Source organism: Winogradskyella algicola (assembly GCF_005869935.1).
GTDB classification, from domain to species: Bacteria; Bacteroidota; Bacteroidia; order Flavobacteriales; family Flavobacteriaceae; genus Winogradskyella; species Winogradskyella algicola.
This window is the reverse complement of record NZ_SZQF01000001.1, coordinates 221,770-241,304: the sequence shown is the minus strand read 5'-3', so window position 1 is coordinate 241,304 and position 19,535 is coordinate 221,770. Positions and strand designations below refer to the sequence as shown.

17 protein-coding genes and 1 tRNA gene are annotated in these 19,535 nt (G+C 35.1%); 11 read left to right on the top strand and 7 right to left on the bottom strand.

The annotated features are described in order from the left end of the window. Positions 1-190: 190 nt before the first annotated feature. From feoB to FC091_RS00945, 3 genes are all read right to left on the bottom strand, one after another. On the bottom strand, positions 191-2,290 hold the full coding sequence (gene feoB / locus FC091_RS00955; protein WP_138432408.1) for a ferrous iron transport protein B: 2,100 nt from the start codon (positions 2,288-2,290) through the stop codon (positions 191-193). Then, positions 2,283-2,510 (bottom strand): FeoA family protein, encoded by a 228-nt coding sequence (locus tag FC091_RS00950; RefSeq protein ID WP_138432407.1) that lies wholly within the window; start codon positions 2,508-2,510, stop codon positions 2,283-2,285. The genes feoB and FC091_RS00950 overlap by 8 nt, the downstream gene beginning before the upstream one ends. 78 nt (positions 2,511-2,588) lie before the next feature. Next, complete coding sequence (locus FC091_RS00945) at positions 2,589-3,263, bottom strand: SCO family protein (protein ID WP_138432406.1); 675 nt, start codon at positions 3,261-3,263, stop codon at positions 2,589-2,591. 194 nt (positions 3,264-3,457) lie between these two features. On the opposite strand from FC091_RS00945, the gene rseP reads away from it, so the two are divergent. From rseP to FC091_RS00920, 5 genes are all read left to right on the top strand, one after another. Next, a complete protein-coding gene (rseP, locus tag FC091_RS00940) occupies positions 3,458-4,801 on the top strand; it encodes an RIP metalloprotease RseP (RefSeq protein WP_138432405.1) in 1,344 nt (447 codons plus the stop codon). Between the two features lie 72 nt (positions 4,802-4,873). Further along, positions 4,874-4,947 (top strand) — tRNA-Asn (locus tag FC091_RS00935). A 225-nt stretch (positions 4,948-5,172) separates the two neighbouring features. Next, entirely contained in the window at positions 5,173-6,387 is a 1,215-nt protein-coding gene (locus tag FC091_RS00930) for a site-specific integrase (RefSeq protein WP_138432404.1), read from the top strand. Further along, positions 6,388-6,744 (top strand): hypothetical protein, encoded by a 357-nt coding sequence (locus tag FC091_RS00925; protein WP_138432403.1) that lies wholly within the window; start codon positions 6,388-6,390, stop codon positions 6,742-6,744. Between the two features lie 529 nt (positions 6,745-7,273). Then, on the top strand, positions 7,274-8,200 hold the full coding sequence (locus tag FC091_RS00920; RefSeq protein WP_138432402.1) for an Abi family protein: 927 nt from the start codon (positions 7,274-7,276) through the stop codon (positions 8,198-8,200). Between the two features lie 480 nt (positions 8,201-8,680). On the opposite strand, the gene FC091_RS00915 is transcribed toward FC091_RS00920, so the two are convergent. Both FC091_RS00915 and FC091_RS00910 read right to left on the bottom strand, forming a co-directional pair. Next, a complete protein-coding gene (locus FC091_RS00915; RefSeq protein ID WP_138432401.1) occupies positions 8,681-12,037 on the bottom strand; it encodes a TM0106 family RecB-like putative nuclease in 3,357 nt (1,118 codons plus the stop codon). Between the two features lie 95 nt (positions 12,038-12,132). Then, on the bottom strand, positions 12,133-12,450 hold the full coding sequence (locus tag FC091_RS00910; RefSeq protein ID WP_138432400.1) for a hypothetical protein: 318 nt from the start codon (positions 12,448-12,450) through the stop codon (positions 12,133-12,135). Between the two features lie 231 nt (positions 12,451-12,681). Between FC091_RS00910 and FC091_RS00905 the strand changes: the two genes are divergently transcribed. Then, positions 12,682-13,179, top strand: a complete 498-nt coding sequence (locus FC091_RS00905) for an Lrp/AsnC family transcriptional regulator (protein ID WP_138432399.1) — start codon at positions 12,682-12,684, stop codon at positions 13,177-13,179. Positions 13,180-13,280: 101 nt separating this feature from the next. Here FC091_RS00905 and FC091_RS00900 read toward each other — a convergent pair whose 3' ends face one another. Further along, the gene (locus FC091_RS00900) at positions 13,281-13,775 is read right to left on the bottom strand and encodes a hypothetical protein (RefSeq protein ID WP_138432398.1); all 495 of its coding nucleotides are present in this window, start codon (positions 13,773-13,775) and stop codon (positions 13,281-13,283) included. A gap of 224 nt (positions 13,776-13,999) precedes the next feature. Then, positions 14,000-14,200, bottom strand: coding sequence for a hypothetical protein (locus tag FC091_RS00895; RefSeq protein ID WP_138432397.1), 201 nt, complete (start codon positions 14,198-14,200; stop codon positions 14,000-14,002). A 151-nt stretch (positions 14,201-14,351) separates the two neighbouring features. On the opposite strand from FC091_RS00895, the gene FC091_RS00890 reads away from it, so the two are divergent. From FC091_RS00890 to FC091_RS00870, 5 genes are read left to right on the top strand one after another with little or no spacing between them, the layout of a single operon-like run. Next, entirely contained in the window at positions 14,352-16,784 is a 2,433-nt protein-coding gene (locus tag FC091_RS00890; protein ID WP_138432396.1) for a type I restriction-modification system subunit M, read from the top strand. Positions 16,785-16,801: 17 nt separating this feature from the next. After that, on the top strand, positions 16,802-17,236 hold the full coding sequence (locus FC091_RS00885; protein WP_138432395.1) for a hypothetical protein: 435 nt from the start codon (positions 16,802-16,804) through the stop codon (positions 17,234-17,236). Between the two features lie 4 nt (positions 17,237-17,240). Continuing rightward, positions 17,241-18,500 carry a restriction endonuclease subunit S gene (locus FC091_RS00880; RefSeq protein WP_138432394.1) on the top strand — a complete coding sequence of 420 codons (1,260 nt, stop codon included), beginning with the start codon at positions 17,241-17,243 and terminating at the stop codon, positions 18,498-18,500. A 10-nt stretch (positions 18,501-18,510) separates the two neighbouring features. Then, entirely contained in the window at positions 18,511-19,002 is a 492-nt protein-coding gene (locus FC091_RS00875; RefSeq protein ID WP_138432393.1) for a hypothetical protein, read from the top strand. A gap of 20 nt (positions 19,003-19,022) precedes the next feature. Further along, a complete protein-coding gene (locus tag FC091_RS00870) occupies positions 19,023-19,532 on the top strand; it encodes a hypothetical protein (RefSeq protein WP_138432392.1) in 510 nt (169 codons plus the stop codon). Positions 19,533-19,535 lie beyond the last annotated feature (3 nt).

Genomic DNA, 19,535 nt, shown 5'->3' with positions numbered 1-19,535 from the left:
AAAGTTAGTGAATTTTTAAAAAGAAAATTTGATATATATCAGTTATGGTAGATTAGTTACACCCACAACCATCAGAGTCACAAGATTTGTTTGATACTTTTTTAGGTTTCCAGATGAATTTTTTGATTAGAAACCCTAAAGAAACCAGCAGTGCCGAAAAAACTAGTATATTTTGAATAATATCGTTCATCTATTTTAAGATCTGGAATGCAATCAATGCTACAATATAAGCAAAAGAACTCATTACTACTAATTGATATAATGGCCATTTCCACGAATTAGTTTCACGTTTTACAATAGCGAGCGTACTCATACATTGCATTGCAAAGGCGTAAAACAGTAGCAAGGAAATCCCAGATGCAAAATTAAATAGTGGTCCACCAAGAATAGGGTTTACTTCGCCAGCCATTCGGTTTTTTATAGTCTCTTCTTCATCACTACCTACACTGTAAATGGTTGCAAGAGTACCAACAAATACTTCGCGAGCAGCAAATGAAGATACTATTGCAATGCCTATTTTCCAATCGTAACCTAGTGGTCTAATAGCAGGCTCTATGGCTCTTCCTGTGATACCAATAAACGAATGCTCTAATTTATGAGATGCTATTTTTTGTTGTAATTCTTCATCTGAAAGATTATTAGAAGCATATTGCTCTGTTACAATTTCTTCAGCATTATTAAAATCGTTTCCTGGTCCATAAGAGGCTAAAAACCATAGAATTATCGAAATAGCTAAGATGATTTTACCAGCACCAAATACAAAGGCTTTTGTTTTTTCTAAAACTGTAAGCGCAACGTTTTTTATTAATGGTACTTTGTAATTAGGCATTTCTACCACAAAGAAGGTTTTGCTTCTAATTTTTAATACTTTGTTAAGTACCCAAGCAGATCCAACTGCAGCACCAAAACCAATTAAATACAAGAGCATTAAAGTCAATGCCTGATAACTGAGGCCTAAAATTCTGCCTTCAGGAATTACTAATGCAATGATTATAAGATATACAGGTAACCTAGCAGAACATGTTGTAAAAGGTGTTACTAAAATGGTAATGAGACGTTCTTTCCAACTTTCAATATTACGAGTAGCCATAATTGCTGGGATGGCACAAGCTGTACCAGAAATTAGAGGCACAACACTTTTTCCGCTAAGCCCAAAACGACGCATAATACGATCCATTAGGAAAACAACACGACTCATATACCCACTTTCTTCTAAGATTGAAATAAAGAGAAACAAAAAGGCTATTTGAGGTATAAAAATGACAATACCACCCAAACCAGGAATGATACCTTCAGCTAGCAAACTTGTAAAAGCTCCTTGTGGTAAAATGCTCTTAGTCCACTCGCTTAGAGAGGCAAAAGATTCGTCTATAAAATCCATTGGTACACTAGACCAATCGTAAATTGCCTGAAAAATGGTAAGTAAGATTATTCCAAATATTAAATAACCCCAAACTTTGTGTGTTAAAATTCTATCGAGTTTAATTCTTAAATCCTTAGCAGATTTTAAGTCAATTGTTTGCCCTTCTTTAAGGGTGTCGTTTATAAACTGATAGCGCTTAATGGTTTCTTTTTGCTGAAGACGTTTTAAATCGGCTTTGGTTTTTGTTTTAAAATTGGTAACGTATTCAATAGTCTTTCTATCTGTTTTACCAAAGTTGACATCTTGCGTTATTACTAACCACAGTTTATATAGTAACTGATTAGGAAATGCCTTTCTTAGGTTATTAAAGTAAGTTTCGTCTATGGAAGAGGCATTCATACAAGGCTCTGTAGAAAGCTCTTTAAAATTGGTGATTAGTTCTTTTAGTTCAGATATTCCGTTGTTTTTTCTTGTGCTTACAAGTGCAATCTTAGTGTTTAGTTGCTTTTCTAAATAAGGAATATCGAGAGTGATACCTTTGTAAGCCATTCTATCAGACATATTAATAACTAATATGCACGGGATTTCCAGGTCTTTAATCTGTGTAAAGAGCAAAAGGTTACGTTTAAGATGTTCTACATCGCTAACTACTACAGCAACATCTGGGAAATCTTTATCGTTTTTGTTAAGCAATAACTCAATAACTACGTTTTCATCTAAAGAAGAAGCATTAAGACTGTATGTTCCGGGTAAATCTATGATGTGTGCTTTAACACCACGCGGAAGTTTGCAAATCCCTTCTTTTTTTTCAACAGTAATACCAGGATAATTACCAACTTTTTGGTTTAAACCTGTTAAAGCATTAAATACCGAAGTTTTACCAGTATTAGGATTTCCTATTAACGCAACGTTGATCTGCTTACCCATTGACGATTTCTATTGTTATGTGTATTGCAGTCTCTTTTCTTAAGGCGAGGTGTGTACCATTAATGTTGAGGTACATAGGATCTGCAAATGGCGCAACTTGAACCAATTCAACTGTGTTACCAGGCAAACATCCCATTTCTAATAATTTTAATGGAATATGTATTGATGATACATCTTTTATGATGCCTTGTTCTCCGCGTTTTAAATCTGCAAGTGTCAAGCTATCCTTATTTAGATTGAATTTAAAGAAGCAAAAATAAGCTAAATATTCAAGTGTTTAAAGTGCTTTTAGAAGAATTTAGTCTTCTTGCTTTAAGATTTTGATGTCTTCAAGGATTTTTTTGATGTCTTCAGGATTGGTGCCATCGTAGAAACCTCTGATTTGGCGCTTTTTATCTATAAGCATAAAGTTTTCGGTATGGATCATATCATACTCATCTCCATTGCCATCTGTTTTTACAGCCAAGTAACTTTTTCTTGCCAATTCATAAATCTGTTTTTTATCACCTGTTACTAAATTCCATTTACGGTCAATGACACCCTTTTTCTTGGCATATTTTTTAAGCTGTGCAACGCTATCAATTTTTGGTGTTACAGAGTGCGAAAGTAGCATCACTTCATCATCACTAATAATTTCTTTTTGTATTTGGTACATATGGTCTGTCATTATCGGACATATGGTTTGGCACGTTGTAAAGAAGAAATCAGCAACATAAATTTTATCTTTGTAGGTGTCTTGAGTAATGGTTTCGCCATTTTGATTAATTAGACTAAAATCTGCAATCTTATGATATTTTGCCTGATGTTGTATAGTACTATCTACCAACTCTTCACTTACCATAGCAGGTTGATAGATAGGTAGAGGTGTAGGAACATTGAGTACATTGTAGATGATTGCTAGTATGATAAGAGACAATACGGTAAAGAAAATTCCAAATTTTTTATATTCTTTAAAAAAAGAGAGGAAAGACATAGATTAAGCTTCAAAAATTATGAATTGCAAAGATACGATTAAGGTAAATTTTCTTAAATATTTTTAACAGAAATATAATGCTGTAAGACAGTGATTTATAATTCATTGTAAAAAATATTCTGTTTGGAAATACAATTGTTTTCTAAATGCCTTGAAAACGTTACTTTTGTCAATCGAAATTTGAAAATGACTACATGGAATTTGTAATTAAGATATCCCAATTCTTACTAAGTTTATCCCTTCTTATCGTATTGCACGAGTTGGGTCACTTTATACCAGCAAAACTTTTTAAAACTAAGGTTGAAAAATTTTACCTCTTTTTTGATGTAAAGTATTCACTATTCAAAAAGAAAATCGGTGATACCGTTTATGGTATTGGTTGGTTGCCTTTAGGTGGTTATGTGAAAATTGCCGGAATGATAGATGAGAGCATGGATAAAGAGCAAATGGCACAACCACCAAAGCCTTGGGAGTTTAGATCTAAACCTGCTTGGCAACGTTTAATTATTATGCTTGGTGGTGTAACGGTAAACTTTATTTTAGCTTATGTTATCTACGTAGCTATATCCTTTGTTTACGGTGATTCTGATGTTAAAGTTGAAAGCTTAAAAGATGGTTATTCAATAGAAAATCCGTTGTTAAGTGATTTAGGTTTTAAGACAGGAGACAAGGTTTTAGCTATAAACGATGAGCCAATTATTAACGATTCTGACATTGGTTTTAATCTCATTAAAGCACAGTCTATTACAATAAGTAGAGATGGTAAAGAACAAACCATTGATTTACCTGAAGATTTTTTAGGACAATATTCTGCTAGTGGTGTAAAAACTAATTTCGAATATCGCATACCTTTTATGGTTGGTAAAGTTGCCGACTCTTCTTTAAACAAAGATAAAGGCTTAAAGCAAGGAGATGTTATAACGAGTATTAACGGAAAACCATTAAAGTATTACGATCAACTAGATGAAGTTAAAGGAGACTTAAAAGATACGAGTATTTCTGTTGAGGTATTGCATGAGGACAATACACGTTCAACAATGAAACTTCAACTTAATGAAAGAGGGAAGTTTGGGATTATACCTTACAACAATCCTAAACGTTTTGAAGAATTAGGTTACTATGATATCTTTAGAAAAGAGTATAGCTTTGGTGAAAGTTTTGGTGCAGGATGGCGAAAGTTTACTAAAACCATTAGTAACTATGGAGACCAATTAATGGCAATTTTTAATCCAAGTACAGGAGCTTACAAAGGATTGGGAGGTTTTAAAGCAATTTACGATCAATTTTCACCAGTTTGGAGTTGGCCTTATTTTTGGGGATTAACAGCTTTTTTGTCAATAATGTTAGCGATACTTAATCTATTACCGATACCAGCATTAGATGGCGGGCATGTGATGTTTTTACTTTATGAAATGGTGTCTGGTCGTAAACCAAGCGAAAAATTCTTAGAGCGTGCGCAAATTGTTGGGTTCTTTATTTTAATAGCGTTAGTATTGTTTGCAAACGGTAACGATATATTTAAAGCAATTACACAATAAAAAAATAAGTTTTCATATTGCAGAGATTAAAAAATAATTTATATTTGCGCTCGCTAAAGCGAAAAAACACCTTCCTCAGTAGCTCAGTTGGTTAGAGCATCTGACTGTTAATCAGAGGGTCGTTGGTTCGAGCCCAACCTGAGGAGCAAAAAAAGCCTGACGTCACTTTCAAAAGTGGCGTCTTTTTTTTGTTAAAGCCTTACCTGTAGTACGATAACACGAATATCTTTATAATCTACACTAAATAACCTTTTTTAGAAAAATAGGCTTTTTGTCTTAAAAAAGGTAGAGAATTCGGGTACCCAAAAAAAAATCTGGAGGTACCCAAAATTGAATCCGAAAAACATACCTAGTAAAACACCATGGTAACTATGGAATCACTAGGCAAACCAGTTAGCATAAGATTCGTGTTAATGCGGTCTAAAGAGAATAAACAGGGTAAATGTCCTTTATCATGTAGAATCACATTTAATGGAAAAAGGAAGCCCTTTTCTACCGGAATTTTTGTTAACCCTGAGCATTGGAATGCAAAAAAACAGTCAATTTTAGGTACCTGCCAAGATCAGGTTCTACACACTAGAAAATTACAATTAATTCGATCTAAAATTCTAACTGCTCAGTTGGAATTAGAAGTGCGTAAAGGACAGTATGACGTAGTAGACATAGTTAGGCTTGTTAAAGGTGAAAAGGCAGTAAATCAGATAGGCTTATTAGAATTCTATAGAGGTTATCTAAAGCGAAATAAAGCCCTTGTAGGAGTCGATTTAAAGGAAGTAACCTGGAATAAGTTTCTGTACATCTATCAGGACATAGAAAGGTTTATATATATAAGGTACAAGAAGAAAGATGTGCCCATTACATCACTAGATATCCAATTCATAGATGACCTTGAGTACTATTACAAAGTAACCCGTAAGCTGAAGCAGGTCACAATTAATAAGAAACTTCAGAGATTTAAAAAGGTGATTAAAGCTGCTATTGGCAAGAAAGTACTAAGCGAAAATCCATTTCTATTGCATAAGGCAAAAAGAGTGAATCGAGAGGTAATATTCCTCAGTCAAGAAGAGCTGGAAAAAGTCAAGGAATTTTCTTTTGTTCAGTCTAGACTAGGTGTTATAAGAGATTTATTTGTGTTCTCCTGCTACACTGGGCTAGGGTATATAGAAGCTATGAGTCTATCCAAGGATCATATAGTGAAAGGTTTTGATGGAAACCCATGGATCCAAATGAAAAGGCAGAAAACAAGTAAGCAAATTTCAGTTCCTCTGCTTCCAGAGGCATTAGAGATCATAGAGCGGTATTCTAATTCAGAATCTAAAGTACTTCCTCAAATTAGTAACCAGAGGTATAATTCTTACCTAAAGGAAATAGCCCATATCATAGGTATTGACAAACGAATGACAACGCACATGGCTAGGCGTACATTTGCCAGTACTGTGCTATTATATAACGATGTTCCTATGGAAATTGTAAGCGAGCTGTTAGGGCATTCTAGTATGAAAATTACACAAGATAGTTATGGTAAAGTAGTTCAGCTAAAGGTTAGCGAGCAAATCGAGAAACTAAAACAAACTAAACATAAATAAATGGCAAAAAGACTAAACTTTGATCAGCAGTTAAAAGCATACTTAACGTTCATAACGACACATTACAAAATAGATAGAATAGAGGGAATGTTCTTCCTGGTACACGCTTTTTATAGTGAAGAAAAGAAACACGTGTTTAATAAGGTGTCATTTACTGTTCATTATACAATTGGAGAGCTGGAGGAGTACTGTAAGGAGATATTGCCAAGACAATGGGAGTACGATTATTATGAAAGAAACAACCTCTTCGTTGATGTTTACATGTGTTGTCTCTGTACTAGCATTGAGGATATAAAGTATAGGCTTTATGCTAAGGGTAACTATGAGAGCTCAGAATTTGTTCTGAACATCTTGTAATGTCAACAGAGATAAAAAGTTGTCACTAAGTAATCTTCTTAGACATATAAAAAGTCTTGCTGGCAATGCTTATAAATATACCTAAAACTTATATGCAATATAGAATATCTATATAAAGGGGCAAGTACATACTAATCATATTGAGAACTTTTGGTCTGTTTTAAAGTGTGGTCTACACGTTATACCAAGTTAGCGATAACCATTTGAAGCGTAATTTAGAGATGAATATTCAGCTAGATTTAATACTCCTAGTTTGTATAGCCAAAAGCGTTTTGAAAAGTTCTTAGTAGATAGTGAAAGTACTTTGAGTTATGAGCGACTAATAAAAAGGTAATAATAATTTGATACTAATTTGCTAATAATATAATTATTAGCTATTACAGACCTGTTGATTATAGATAAAAAGTATTGTTTGTTGCCAACAACAACAACAAATTAAGTTATCTTCGCATACAACAAACCACTCCCGCCTAGCACATGATTCGTCATCTGAAGCGCATTAGGGGTGGTATTTTATTTTTAAGAAGTCTTGAAAGTTTATAAAAAAACAGCTCTTACTTACGAAGAACAGCTAGAAAGACTTATTTCTAGAGGTTTAGAGGTTAAAAATAAGGAAAAAGCACTTCACTTGCTAGAAAATTTAAGTTATTATAGAATTAGCGGATATTTATATCCTATGCTAAAGGAACCAAAAAGCGAACATAAATTTAAGGAAGGGAGTACCTTTGAAAATGCATTTAAAATTTATTGCTTTGACAGGGAATTAAAACAGCTACTTTCTAGTGATATTGAGAAAATAGAAATTTCTTTCAGAGCAAAATTAACATATGTGTTATCACATAAGTATGATTCTTTTTGGTACACTCATAAACGATTGTTTAAAGACACAAGTCTTCACAACAATAGTTTAAAGAGTACTTATGATATGTCAATCGATAGTGCTGAAGATTTTGCACTTGAATACAGAAAAAACTATCTAAACACATACTTACCCAGTTGGATGGCTCTAGAGATTGTTACATTTACGCATTTATCTAAACTTTATAGTAACTTAAAGGATTCTTCAGCTAAAAGTGAAATAGCATCATTTTATGGTTTGCATACACCTATTTTAGAAAATTGGTTGATGATTTTAACTTACACTAGGAATATTTGTGCTCATCATTCAAGGTTTTGGAACAGAAATTTATCCCATAAAGCTGCAAAATTTAAGAAAGAACTTACTTATAATTGGGTTGACTTAACAGGAGTTCCAAAAAACTCATCTTATGTTTATATTTGTATAATAAAGTATTTATTAGATAGAGTAAATCCAAAAAACACATTAAGGGAAAGATTGTTGGATTTGTTTAGTAAATATGATAATATTGATATTTATAAAGGTATGTCTTTTCCAGAAAATTGGATAAAACAACCTCTATGGGATAATGGTTTTTTAAATACAAGCAGCTTGTAAAAAGACTTTGAAAAGGAATTACCTGTTAAAGAAGAAAAAGACAGATTAAAGATAAATGGTGCGTTAGACGACGTTCTAAAAGTGTCTATACCAAAAGATGAAAAGAAAACTACCAAGGACGATAAGGATAATTAGATACTACCTTAACTGCCTATGGAATCATGTCCTTTTTCCATTAGGTGCAGAGGAAACGGAGTTCCAAAAGCAATGGAAAGGATGATAACGTTCATTGACTGCAATAGTTCGAGTAGGCTTTGGATAGTCAGAAATAGCGAATCTAATTTCGCTGAATCAATTGTGAATGAAAGGTGATAGAATGGATTGTGTACTTCTCAATAAATATATTTCACGCTAACATAGAATCTCTCTCTTAGTTTGTGGTAAATTGTATATAGATACCATTTTTTATCGAACTTAGATCCTTTTGTCTATTAGTTTTAACCAACAATTTTAAGTTTTCTGGTGTTTTCCATCATTCTCTCACTCAGAAAGCTCTTTATACCTACAAAAAGCGTTAGCGAGTTTTATTTGTTGTGGACTTTTGCATTCCGATTCAAAGATAGCTGGATTGGATACCATTATAAAACAAGTACGAGCTCTAGATACAGCTACATTGAGTCTGTTCGGGCTAAATAAAAAGCTCATGCCTCTTGGAGCTTCTTCTGTGCTAGATGTGGCTACGGAATAGATGATTATTGGGGCTTCTTGACCTTGAAATTTATCTACTGTACCAACCTCTAAATGCGGTAAACGTTGTTTTATAGCTTGTACTTGAGCATTGTAAGGTGTTATTATTTTTATATGATCTTTAGTTAGGACATTTTCTTCACCTTTTTCATTTATGAAGGAGACATTACCATTTGTTAGTTGTGTCATAATTTCTTCCACTTTATCAACTTCTTCATTGGAAGAACTGGTGTTTCCAGAGTGTTCAACATTTTCTAGGTATAATCCAGCACCAGGATACTTAGAGCCTAATATTTTCTGAACATTTAAGTGAGCTTTTGATTTTAGTCTATTTTCATAGAACAGTTCTGAAACGAATCGGTTAACTTTAGGATGCATTCGCCATGTTTCACTTAAGAATACCCCTTGTTCATCAGAAATAGTCTTTTCGCCTTGTAGAATGTGTTCTAAGGCTGAGACTTCTGTACCGTCTGGATGTACTCCTTGTTGTGGTTGTTTTAATTGTTGTGGGTCACCGAGGAGTACTAGGTTAGAACAGGCATGAGCTACAGAAAGTGTGTCTATCAATGACAATTGACCGGCTTCATCTATGAACAGGTAATCCACACTGTTTTCATAAGGTGGTTTGCTCCACATAAAAGAAGTTCCGGCAATGATATCCGCTTTGCCTATGTAAGATTGAATAGTTTTCTCATCATTTTTAACTATCCAAGGAGCTGGGTTGTCTTCATCTGGCTCTGTTTTTTGAATTATTTCGAGTGAGGTGCCAAAGTCTTGAGATACGTTCCAAACATTGGAGAGTAGGTTGGTGATTACCTTGTGACTGAGAGCGGTAATGCCAATTTTCTTTCCTTGTTGAATCAATTTGAAGATAAGATGGCTGCCTGTATAACTTTTACCTGAACCAGGAGGACCCTGAATAGGAAGGTAACTGTGGTTTAGCAGATTTGCAAAGTCAAATGCTCTTTCTAAAACATTACTGTAATTCCCTAATTCTGATTTAAGGTCAGGTGGGGCGCTCATAAGCATGTTTCTTGCAGCTTTATAGGTTGTATCCTTACTATCTATTCCATTTTCTACAACCCATTCTGCCAACCTGATTATAGCTTCTTCTTTAGTACTTGTAGAAATATGTTCCAAACTAAACACGGAAGCTGGGTGTGGTAAATCAACAATAGAAGGACCCTTTTTTATTCTTAGGATACCTTTATCAATATCAATCTCATAAACGGAACCAATCTTGTTACCTTCTTGATCTTTTAAACTCTGATCTACACGTAAATCGCACTCTTGAACGGGAAAGTTATAGGTGTCAACTACACTTCTCTTTTCTGGTTCTCGAATACCAGTATATGTAAGATAAGAAAGTGCCTTTCTCTCATCCAGAAGCTCGTCTACAGGAAGGTCTCTTAACCTAAAGTATTCCCACCAAAATGACTTTTTCTCTCTACGATACCAATCTAACATGTGAGCTAAGAGATATTGCGCTTGTTCAGGTTTACTTCTTTCTGCTTTAATAGTGGGTATGCCATCAAGCAAACGGTCCATTATCGGTTGAATACGTTCTTGATGTGCTGTAATGTTTTCGCTCGCCTCACCATCATCATCCACAGGACGCTGAATGGTTTTGCCATCCGCAATGAGTTTTGCTCTAATTCCTTCTAACCAGTCTTGAAGTTTTATCAGGGATTCGCAGTCATCTTGGTTGTAGAGTTGAACGGCATCTTTAGTTTCTTTGGTTAATTGGTCAATGTTTCCTGTTTGAAGTAGTAATTCTAGTTGCGACTTATGACTAGAAAGCTCTCGTAAATCCATTTTCCGCTCGTACTCAAAAAAGACTTCTAAATCTTTTATTGAATATTTCTCTACACTCGCTCGTAAAGATTGCCGAACAACGCTATACAGATCCACAAAAGTATCAGACCTTAAAAAGGTGTCTATTTCGTTTTCTCGGGAGGCATACTTACTCATTAAACGCTTTAAAGCTGTAACTTCATAGGGTGCGTAGTGATAAATATGCAGATAGGGGTCTTTTTGTTTTAAAGCAAAAGCAAAGTCTACGAATTTTTCAAAAACCTCTAGTTCTTCCTTTTCGTTTTTAGCCCAATACGCGTGATATATGCCTTTATGTACGAAGCCAATCATATATTCTAGACCATCGGGTTCAACTAACCGATCACCTTCAAAGTCAAGATAGATGTCGTTTTCGGAGGGTTTAGGTAACTTATTGAGTCCTTTCCCTGATTCGACGTCTAATGTTTCATAGATGGGTTCAAAATTTCTGTTTCTGCTCTTGTACTGTAGATGGGCTTGTTCACGAAGATTGTTATAAGTCTCTTTATGACCTTTGCTAGGATCAAAAGGTACTGGTATCGGAAGCTGTGCTAATTGCTCTAATGTATCGATGTCGTGCGCTCTTAGTTCTTTCATCTGAGATGTACTCATTCCGGCTACAAACGTGAGGTGGTCATCTTTTCGTCTTATGGAATTACAAGTCCCCCACCATTTACAGATGTCACAATGGTTTACAGGCTCTGGGTACGTTTGTTCATCATGTTGTATTGCGCTTTCCAGATTATGCTTCACGAGTCTTACATAGGCTGCATGTTCGTCATAACGATAGAGTTCTTCACCTTCAGGCTTTATTACGCCCATAAACTCTGGTGTACAGCCTTGTATTTGTGCAACACGTTCTGAGTATAGTCCAATTTGTAAAATCGTTCCTGCCTTAGTCTCATTGGACAGCTTCGTGTCCCAAACTTCATAGGACCAATCTCCAAGATTACTAGGTTTATCAACCTTTTTCAAAAAATCTGCCCATCCACTCCATTTACCGTCCTCCCTTAAACTTGCCTGGTAAATAATATCAACACCGGCTTTCATAGCATCAATGGTGTGTTTCTCAGCATGAGGATCTTCATTGCTTATTTCTATTACATTCTTACCACAATCTTTAATGTCTTGAAGGTGACGTGTTTCAAATTCAATACCCTTCTCTTTTAGTAATTGTAATACGCGATTGGTATATGGTTGTGGGTCAGGAATTTCGCCTTTTGCATGTTGTTTGTTGAGTTGAGTAAGGTGCTTACAGCTAGCGTGAGCAGAAAGATCTGATGGAGAATAAATAAGTTGATTTTTTTTGAGTTTCATGAGATAATGAAGAACCGTTTTACAGGGTTATTACAATCAATCAAACATACCGTAATTCTCAATGTGTGTCAATACGTAACGTTACGTATTTTAATCTACTTATTCTTGTACATAAAAGACCTGTCAAGTGTTCTAGGGGTATCTCTAAAGTCTTTTATAGCTTTGGTAGATTTAGAATATCGTTCTGAAAATTCTAATAGAAAGAAATTGAACAAGGGAGCATCATTAGGGTCTTTAAGCTTCTTTCTATAGTACCTAAGATTTACAAAGTCACGGATGAATTTCGTCATAAACTTCACGGTGTACACCTTTCTATTCAGGAAAGTGGTGTCATAGTCGTTAAGCTTTTTCTTTGGTACGTATGGTCTAAAGCCATTATATAGATATATAGCCTCTCGAGTTGTTTTGCTCATTGTAATTGGTTGACAACCATAAATATAGTTAAAAATATTGCAGTCTTCTAAGGTGATAAAAAAATAACCTTTAAGATACCAACTTGGTATCTACACTAAATACTTTAAAAAAAATCCCAAAAAAAATTTTAACCTCCCCTTTTTGTAAACGCAGACATGCCCATGAATCACTCCCCCTCCTAAATCTGGGGAAGAAGTCCCCGTACCAAGTTTAATATTAAAACCAAAGACATGTCAAGAAAAAAGAATTTAGACAATTACGACTATGCAATCTTAGAGATCCTGCAGCAAGAAGGAGCTATTACTAACAAAGAACTTGCGAGAAGAGTAGGCTTAAGTCCACCTGCAACTTTAGTTAGAACAAACCATTTAAAGGCTTCAAAACACCTATTAGATTCCAGATACCAGGTAAACTGGAGGTTGTTAGGATACTATTATTACGTAACGGTTTACTGTGTAGTAGACTCATCCAAAAAGGAAGCATTTTTAAAGCTTCTAAGAGCATATTCTCGGGTACGAGAATACTACCAGTTAGAATGTGAAAGTTTATTCGGTATAGACCTAAAACAAGCTCATTATGTCCTTTTTGGTGTATTTAAAAGCAAAGAGGAGTGGGAGAGATCGTGTGAGTCTTGTATCCTTTCAAAAGAGGTGGTGTTAGATTTTAAGGTGTTCTCAGTACTTGAGAAGAGACAGTCGGTTCTTCCTGTTCCGTTAAATAGGGTGTAATATGGTGTAAAGGACAGCTTAGGCTGTCCTTTTTTTAATAATGAGCTATTTTTCTGTAAGAAGTCAAAAAAAGATAAGTATTACATTGTTATTGAACAAGGTTAATCTTGAATCATCTTTTTCATGTTTGTGGAGTTGTCAGTTGCCATTAGTATATGGTTAGAATAGAATTTGGGTCTGTTACCGTTAAAAAATATATGAGGGTTTACCCAATACATTCTGTCTCTTCCCGTTTTTTTCTTGATTATTCCCTTCTTTTTAAGTTCACTACGGGCTTTATTAAAGCTAGTCTCCTTCATTCCAGTTTTCTTTTCAATCTTAGAAGGTATTAATTGTATGGAATCGGATTTTCTTTGGATATGGAGTAAGAGGTATAAAAAAAGCTTTTGACCAGAGTTTGATAAAGCAAATATTATATCTTCAGTGTCTCTACTACGATAAAGTTTTGTCGAGTAGTCTCTATCAACAATGTAAGAGTTCGAAAAAGAGTGTTCCTCTTCTTTATCTTTAGACTTTAATCTGCTGTTTTTGTGTAGTTTAATAGCTAGTATTTTTTTAGCTAATACAAAGGGATTGATATCTTCTGATTTGGGCATAATATTGTGGTTTTAAAGAAACAAAAATAGCAAAATAATGTAATTTTTTACTTAAAAAACGGTTATTATTAATGTAATATTGCAAATTAAGTTACATTAAATATAATATAATCAGTAACTTATTAAAAAAAGTATTCGTATTATATAAATATAATTTAATACTGTTTTTTTATTCTGAGAATTAGATGAAAAATTAATAGGACTGATCCACAAATGTTCGATATCTACCTTTTCTTTTTAAGCACTCGCTTACCTAAAAAGATTAACCCCACGATTATTATTGCAGGAAGAACTATTTGTTGTTTTGTGATAACTCCTATAACTAAAGCTAAGCCAATTATTATTGTAGATGTTGAGATACCTTTTGGCTTGTGTTCTTTTTTAAGTCTTTCGAGTATTTCTTCTTGAGTTTCTTTGGGATTCAAATTTTGCATATTTTAAAAGTAAAGAATAATACCACATATCCAAATTAATTTTTCAATTCATTATCTCCGGTACCTGACAAAAAACCTTTCATAAAAACAGACATTTTCCTATTTTCACATTCTAAACTTACAGATCAATCTAAAATAATCAATGGCAATAAAAAAATCCGAACTCTACAGCTCTCTGTGGGCTAGTTGTGACGAATTACGAGGCGGCATGGACGCCTCACAATACAAGGACTATGTGCTTACTATGCTTTTTGTAAAGTACGTAAGCGACAAGTACGCAGGAACTACAAATGTAATGAGTCTTATAGAGGTGCCTGAAGGTGCTTCCTTCGATGATATGGTGGCTCTCAAGGGACAACCTGATATAGGAGACCGTATCAATAAAGAAATACTCAGACCTCTTTTTGCTGCTAATGGCTTGGAAGGAGCTATGGAACTGGCAGACTTCAACGATGACGATAAACTTGGAACTGATAAAGAGAAGGTAGATCGCTTATCAAAACTCATCGCTATATTCGAAAACCCAGCTCTTAACTTTAAGAACAACCGGGCAGAAGATGACGACATACTAGGTGATGCTTATGAGTTTTTAATGCGTCACTTTGCAACCGAGTCAGGGAAGAGTAAAGGACAGTTTTACACGCCTGCAGAAGTCTCTAGGATACTCGCTAAGGTTATCGGAGTGGAAAAGGCTGACAAGCCTTCTTATACAGCTTATGATCCAACCTGCGGCTCTGGATCGCTTCTCTTAAAAGTTGCTGACGAAGCCCCTCATGGCTTAACACTTTATGGTCAAGAAAAGGACATTGCTACAAAAGGATTGGCAATTATGAATATGTGGTTGCATGGGTACCCGGAAGCTTCAATTGCTGGCGGTAATACTATTGCAAAACCAGAGTACAAAGAAGATGATGGGCAACTTAAGCGTTTCGATTTTGCAGTTGCCAACCCACCGTTCTCGGTTAAGAATTGGACGAGTGGAATTTCGCCTTTGGATGACAAGTATAATCGATTTAAAGGCTACGGTGTTCCACCTGAAAAAAATGGAGACTACGCCTTTCTGTTGCATATTCTGGCGTCTCTAAAAAGTTCTGGTAAAGGTGCGGTCATTCTTCCTCATGGTGTGCTATTTAGAGGTAATGCAGAGGCAGAAATCCGAGAAAACATAATCAAGCGCAAGTGGATTAAAGGTATCATAGGGCTGCCAGCTAATCTTTTTTATGGTACAGGTATTCCTGCGTGTATAATTGTAGTGGATAAGGAGAATGCAGAGGATAGTAAGGGCATCTTTATGATAGACGCTAGTAAGGGCTTCATAAAAGACGGCAATAAAAATAGGCTTCGCGAACAAGATCTACACAAAATAGTAGACATCTTCAAATTCCAAAAGCCCTTGGACAAGTACTCGAGATTGGTTCCGTACGACGAGATTGAAAAAAACGAGTACAACCTCAATATCCCAAGGTATATAGATACGCAAGAAGAGGAGGACAAACAAGACCTTAATGCACATCTCAATGGCGGCATTCCTAATGAAGATATCGAGAGTCTAAATCAATTCTGGCAAGTGTATCCAAGCCTCAAGAAAACACTTTTTCAGCCTTTAAGAGAAGGCTATTCTAAGCTTATGGTTCAAGTGCCTAAAATTAAGGATACCATATATAACCATGAAGAGTTTGAAGTGTACAGTCAAGAACTAGAACGGGTGTTTAAATCATGGAAAACAAAAGTTTACGACCATCTTCAGGGCATAGATGAAACTACAGCACCTAAGGAGTTTATCCATCACATCTCAGAAGTGTTTTTAGACCAGTACCGTAACAAAGCATTGATAAACCATTACGATATTTACCAATTGTTACTAGATTACTGGAAGGAGATTATGAAAGATGATACCTATCTGATCGTAGAAGATGGTTGGGAAGCTAAGGTAAAACGCATTATAGAGAAAAATAAAAAAGGAAACGAGATAGATAAAGGGTGGACCTGCGATCTTATCCCTAAGGATTTAGTAATACAAAAGTACCTTAAAGACGAGTTTCAGCAACTTCAAGATTTACAGACAGACCTTGAAAATACCCAAGCTACAATAAGTGGATACCAGGAAGAACACTCAGGCGAAGAAGGGCTGTTAAACGAAGCTACTACAGATAAGGGAACTATTACTAAAGCTACATTAACCAAGTACCTAAAACAAATTAAGGAAGACAAAGATGAGAAGGAAGCCTACCAACTTGGGTCTAAAGTTTTAAAAGAGTTCAACAAGGAAACAAAACTCAAAAAGGAAATTAAAGCCAAAGAGCAAGAGCTCGACAAACTCACCTTAGAGCAGTACGGAAAGCTTACAGAACCAGAGGTAAGAACCCTCGTGGTAGATGACAAGTGGTTATCTAGCATTAAAACTTCGGTACAGACCGAAATAGATGGTATTTCACAACGCTTAACAGGACGTATAAAAGAACTGGCAGAGCGTTACCAGCATACCCTGGCTGAAATCGATGCCCAAACCAAATCCTTAGAAAATAAGGTAGAAGAACATCTAAAAAAAATGGGGCTAACAGTGCCTCAAGTGTAACCTAAAAAAAACATAAATTGATTTCAGAAGTACCAATAGAGAAAAAACAGAGAGAAATAAGTAGAGAGATTATCGCTCGCGCTGCAGACCTTGAGCGTTTTACAAAAAGTGAATTAATCGCCTTAGAGAAAGTATTGCACTGGTTTGACCATGATGAATCACAACTTGAGTTTTCCTTTTCCATAGTGTATAGAAATAATAACGAATCCATGGATATAACAATTTCAATGGAAGGCGAAAATTTTGTAATAGAAGAAACAACGTATAGTTATGATGCTAAGTTTGGAGGTCATAGAACCTGCCTGTACGAATATGTTTTAAGCGATCTTGCTGCAGAGGAATATGGAGACATCTATAAACTTAAGGAAGATGCCATTTTAATATTAAATCGCCTCGAAAATGAGGAAGAGCACTCTAAAATAGAGCTATCGATAAGTATAGAAGACGAGTAGTAAAATGTTAGAACAGCAAATAAATAAAGAGCAAAGTACAAACCATAGTAAATCCGCACCTGTAGGCTATAAACAAACTGAGTTGGGGGTTATTCCTTCTGATTGGGTTTCTTGCGAATTTCAAGATGTTCTAACGGGTTTCAGCAGTGGAATGACGCCGTATAGAGGAAACCCAGAGTTTTATAAAGGTAAAATTCCTTGGATAACTAGTGGTGAACTTAAGTATAACATTATCCGTGATACTGAAGAAAAAATCACAAATGAAGCGGTTGTAAAAACAAATTTAAAACTTCTTCCAGTAGGTACATTTCTGATGGCTATCACGGGACTTGAAGCTGCGGGTACCAGAGGTAGTTGTGGAGTTACCGGTATAGAGGCAACTACAAATCAGTCCTGCATGGCTTTATTTCCTTTAGCAGGTAAAATCTTGACAGAATACCTTTATCATTTCTATGTTCAATATGGAAATTTACTTGCATTTAAATTTTGTCAAGGTACCAAACAGCAAAGTTATACTGGGAAAATAGCCAAAATTTTGCCTATAAATCTTCCCCCAACCCTAAAAGAACAAAAAGCCATAGCGACAGCCCTAAGCGATGTAGATGCCCTTATAAGCAACCTAGAAGAGCTAATCACAAAAAAGAAAGCCATTAAGCAAGGAGCCATGCAACAGTTGCTCACACCACCCCAAAAAGGAGGTAAACGCTTACCTGGATTTAATGAGGAGTGGACAGAGAAGACTTTGGGAGAAATAATAAAGCTTGATAAAGGAGAGCAACTTAATAGGGATAGACTTTCTTCAAGTGGGGCTTATCCTGTCATTAATGGAGGTGTAGAACCATCTGGATATTGTGAAAAATGGAATAGAAGAGAAAATACCATAACTATAAGTGAGGGAGGAAATTCTTGTGGATATGTAAATTTATTAAAAACAAAATTTTGGAGCGGAGGGCATTGTTATACTTTGCAACTGAAAACGCCAGAGGTTAATCAACAATATCTGTATCTTTTTTTGAAATACATGGAAAATTCAATAATGTCTCTTAGGGTAGGTAGTGGATTGCCTAATATTCAAAAAGGCAGATTAGTATTGTTTCATTGTTCTTACCCGATTGATGTAAAAGAACAAAAAGCTATCGCTGAGATCTTATCTGATATGGATACCGAGATAGAACTACTTGAAATCAAAAAAGCAAAATACCAAACTCTTAAGCAGGGCATGATGCAAGAGCTTTTAACCGGTAAAACTAGATTAGTTAATTAACATACTGTATATGAAAACGAGCCTACCCTTTAATACGCTAGATGCCTATAGCAAAGAATGTACTAACCTTTATGCGGTTGTGCAATCACTTTTTGGTTACCCTAGTATTTCAGAAAATGAGATAGAAAGTTTAGAAGGTAAATTATATGCCATAGCGTTTACATACATCTGCCATGATTATCTAGAGGTAACAATAGATCAATATCCTTACGATGATTTTAATGAGCTTGTTAACCTTATGAATTTTAAATCTCACGAACAAGAGATAACAAAAGCGGCAAAAGGCATATCACAAGATCCAGAGGATTTAGAAACTATATACACTAAAGTATGGTTGTTAAAGCTTCAGTATCGTAAACAAATAAGCGAAGATCTTAAACTGTGTTTCAGGGATTCAAAAACGATAGGAAAGTTCTTTTCAGCCATTTTTAAAATGAAGGACTCTGACTATATGCCTAATCTTAGCTTAGAAGAGATAGGTTTTATAGATGACAACTTTTAATCATATAATAAGCGTATTCAATGACTTTTATCTTAGACATAATCTCTACAAACTCTGATACAGCAATTAAATTAAGTGAAATCGTTATCACTAGTATTTTAGGCTTCAGTGTTCTTGGTGCAACCATTATTTATAACAGAACACAAAACAATATTGCAAAGCACAGGCTACAAAAAGAGCTCTTTAGTGAGTTCAATAAAAGATACGATAAGCTAAATGACGATCTAGAAGCCATTACCCAGTTTGAGTCTATGGAGATGTTAATGGATCAAAAGCCAGATGAATACAAGCTTTTAAGATATAAACTTAACGACTATTTCAATCTCTGTGCAGAAGAATATTACTGGTATAAAAACGAGAGAATAGATCTAGATTTATGGAAATCCTGGGAAGCAGGTATGAATTCCTGGTACAATAATCATCGGATTATTAGAGAGGCATGGCAAGAAGAGTATAACAGATTTGGACAAGAAGCTTTTTATTTAAAAGAAGGTGAGCAGTTCTTCTTAGGATATAATACAAAGAAATAGAGG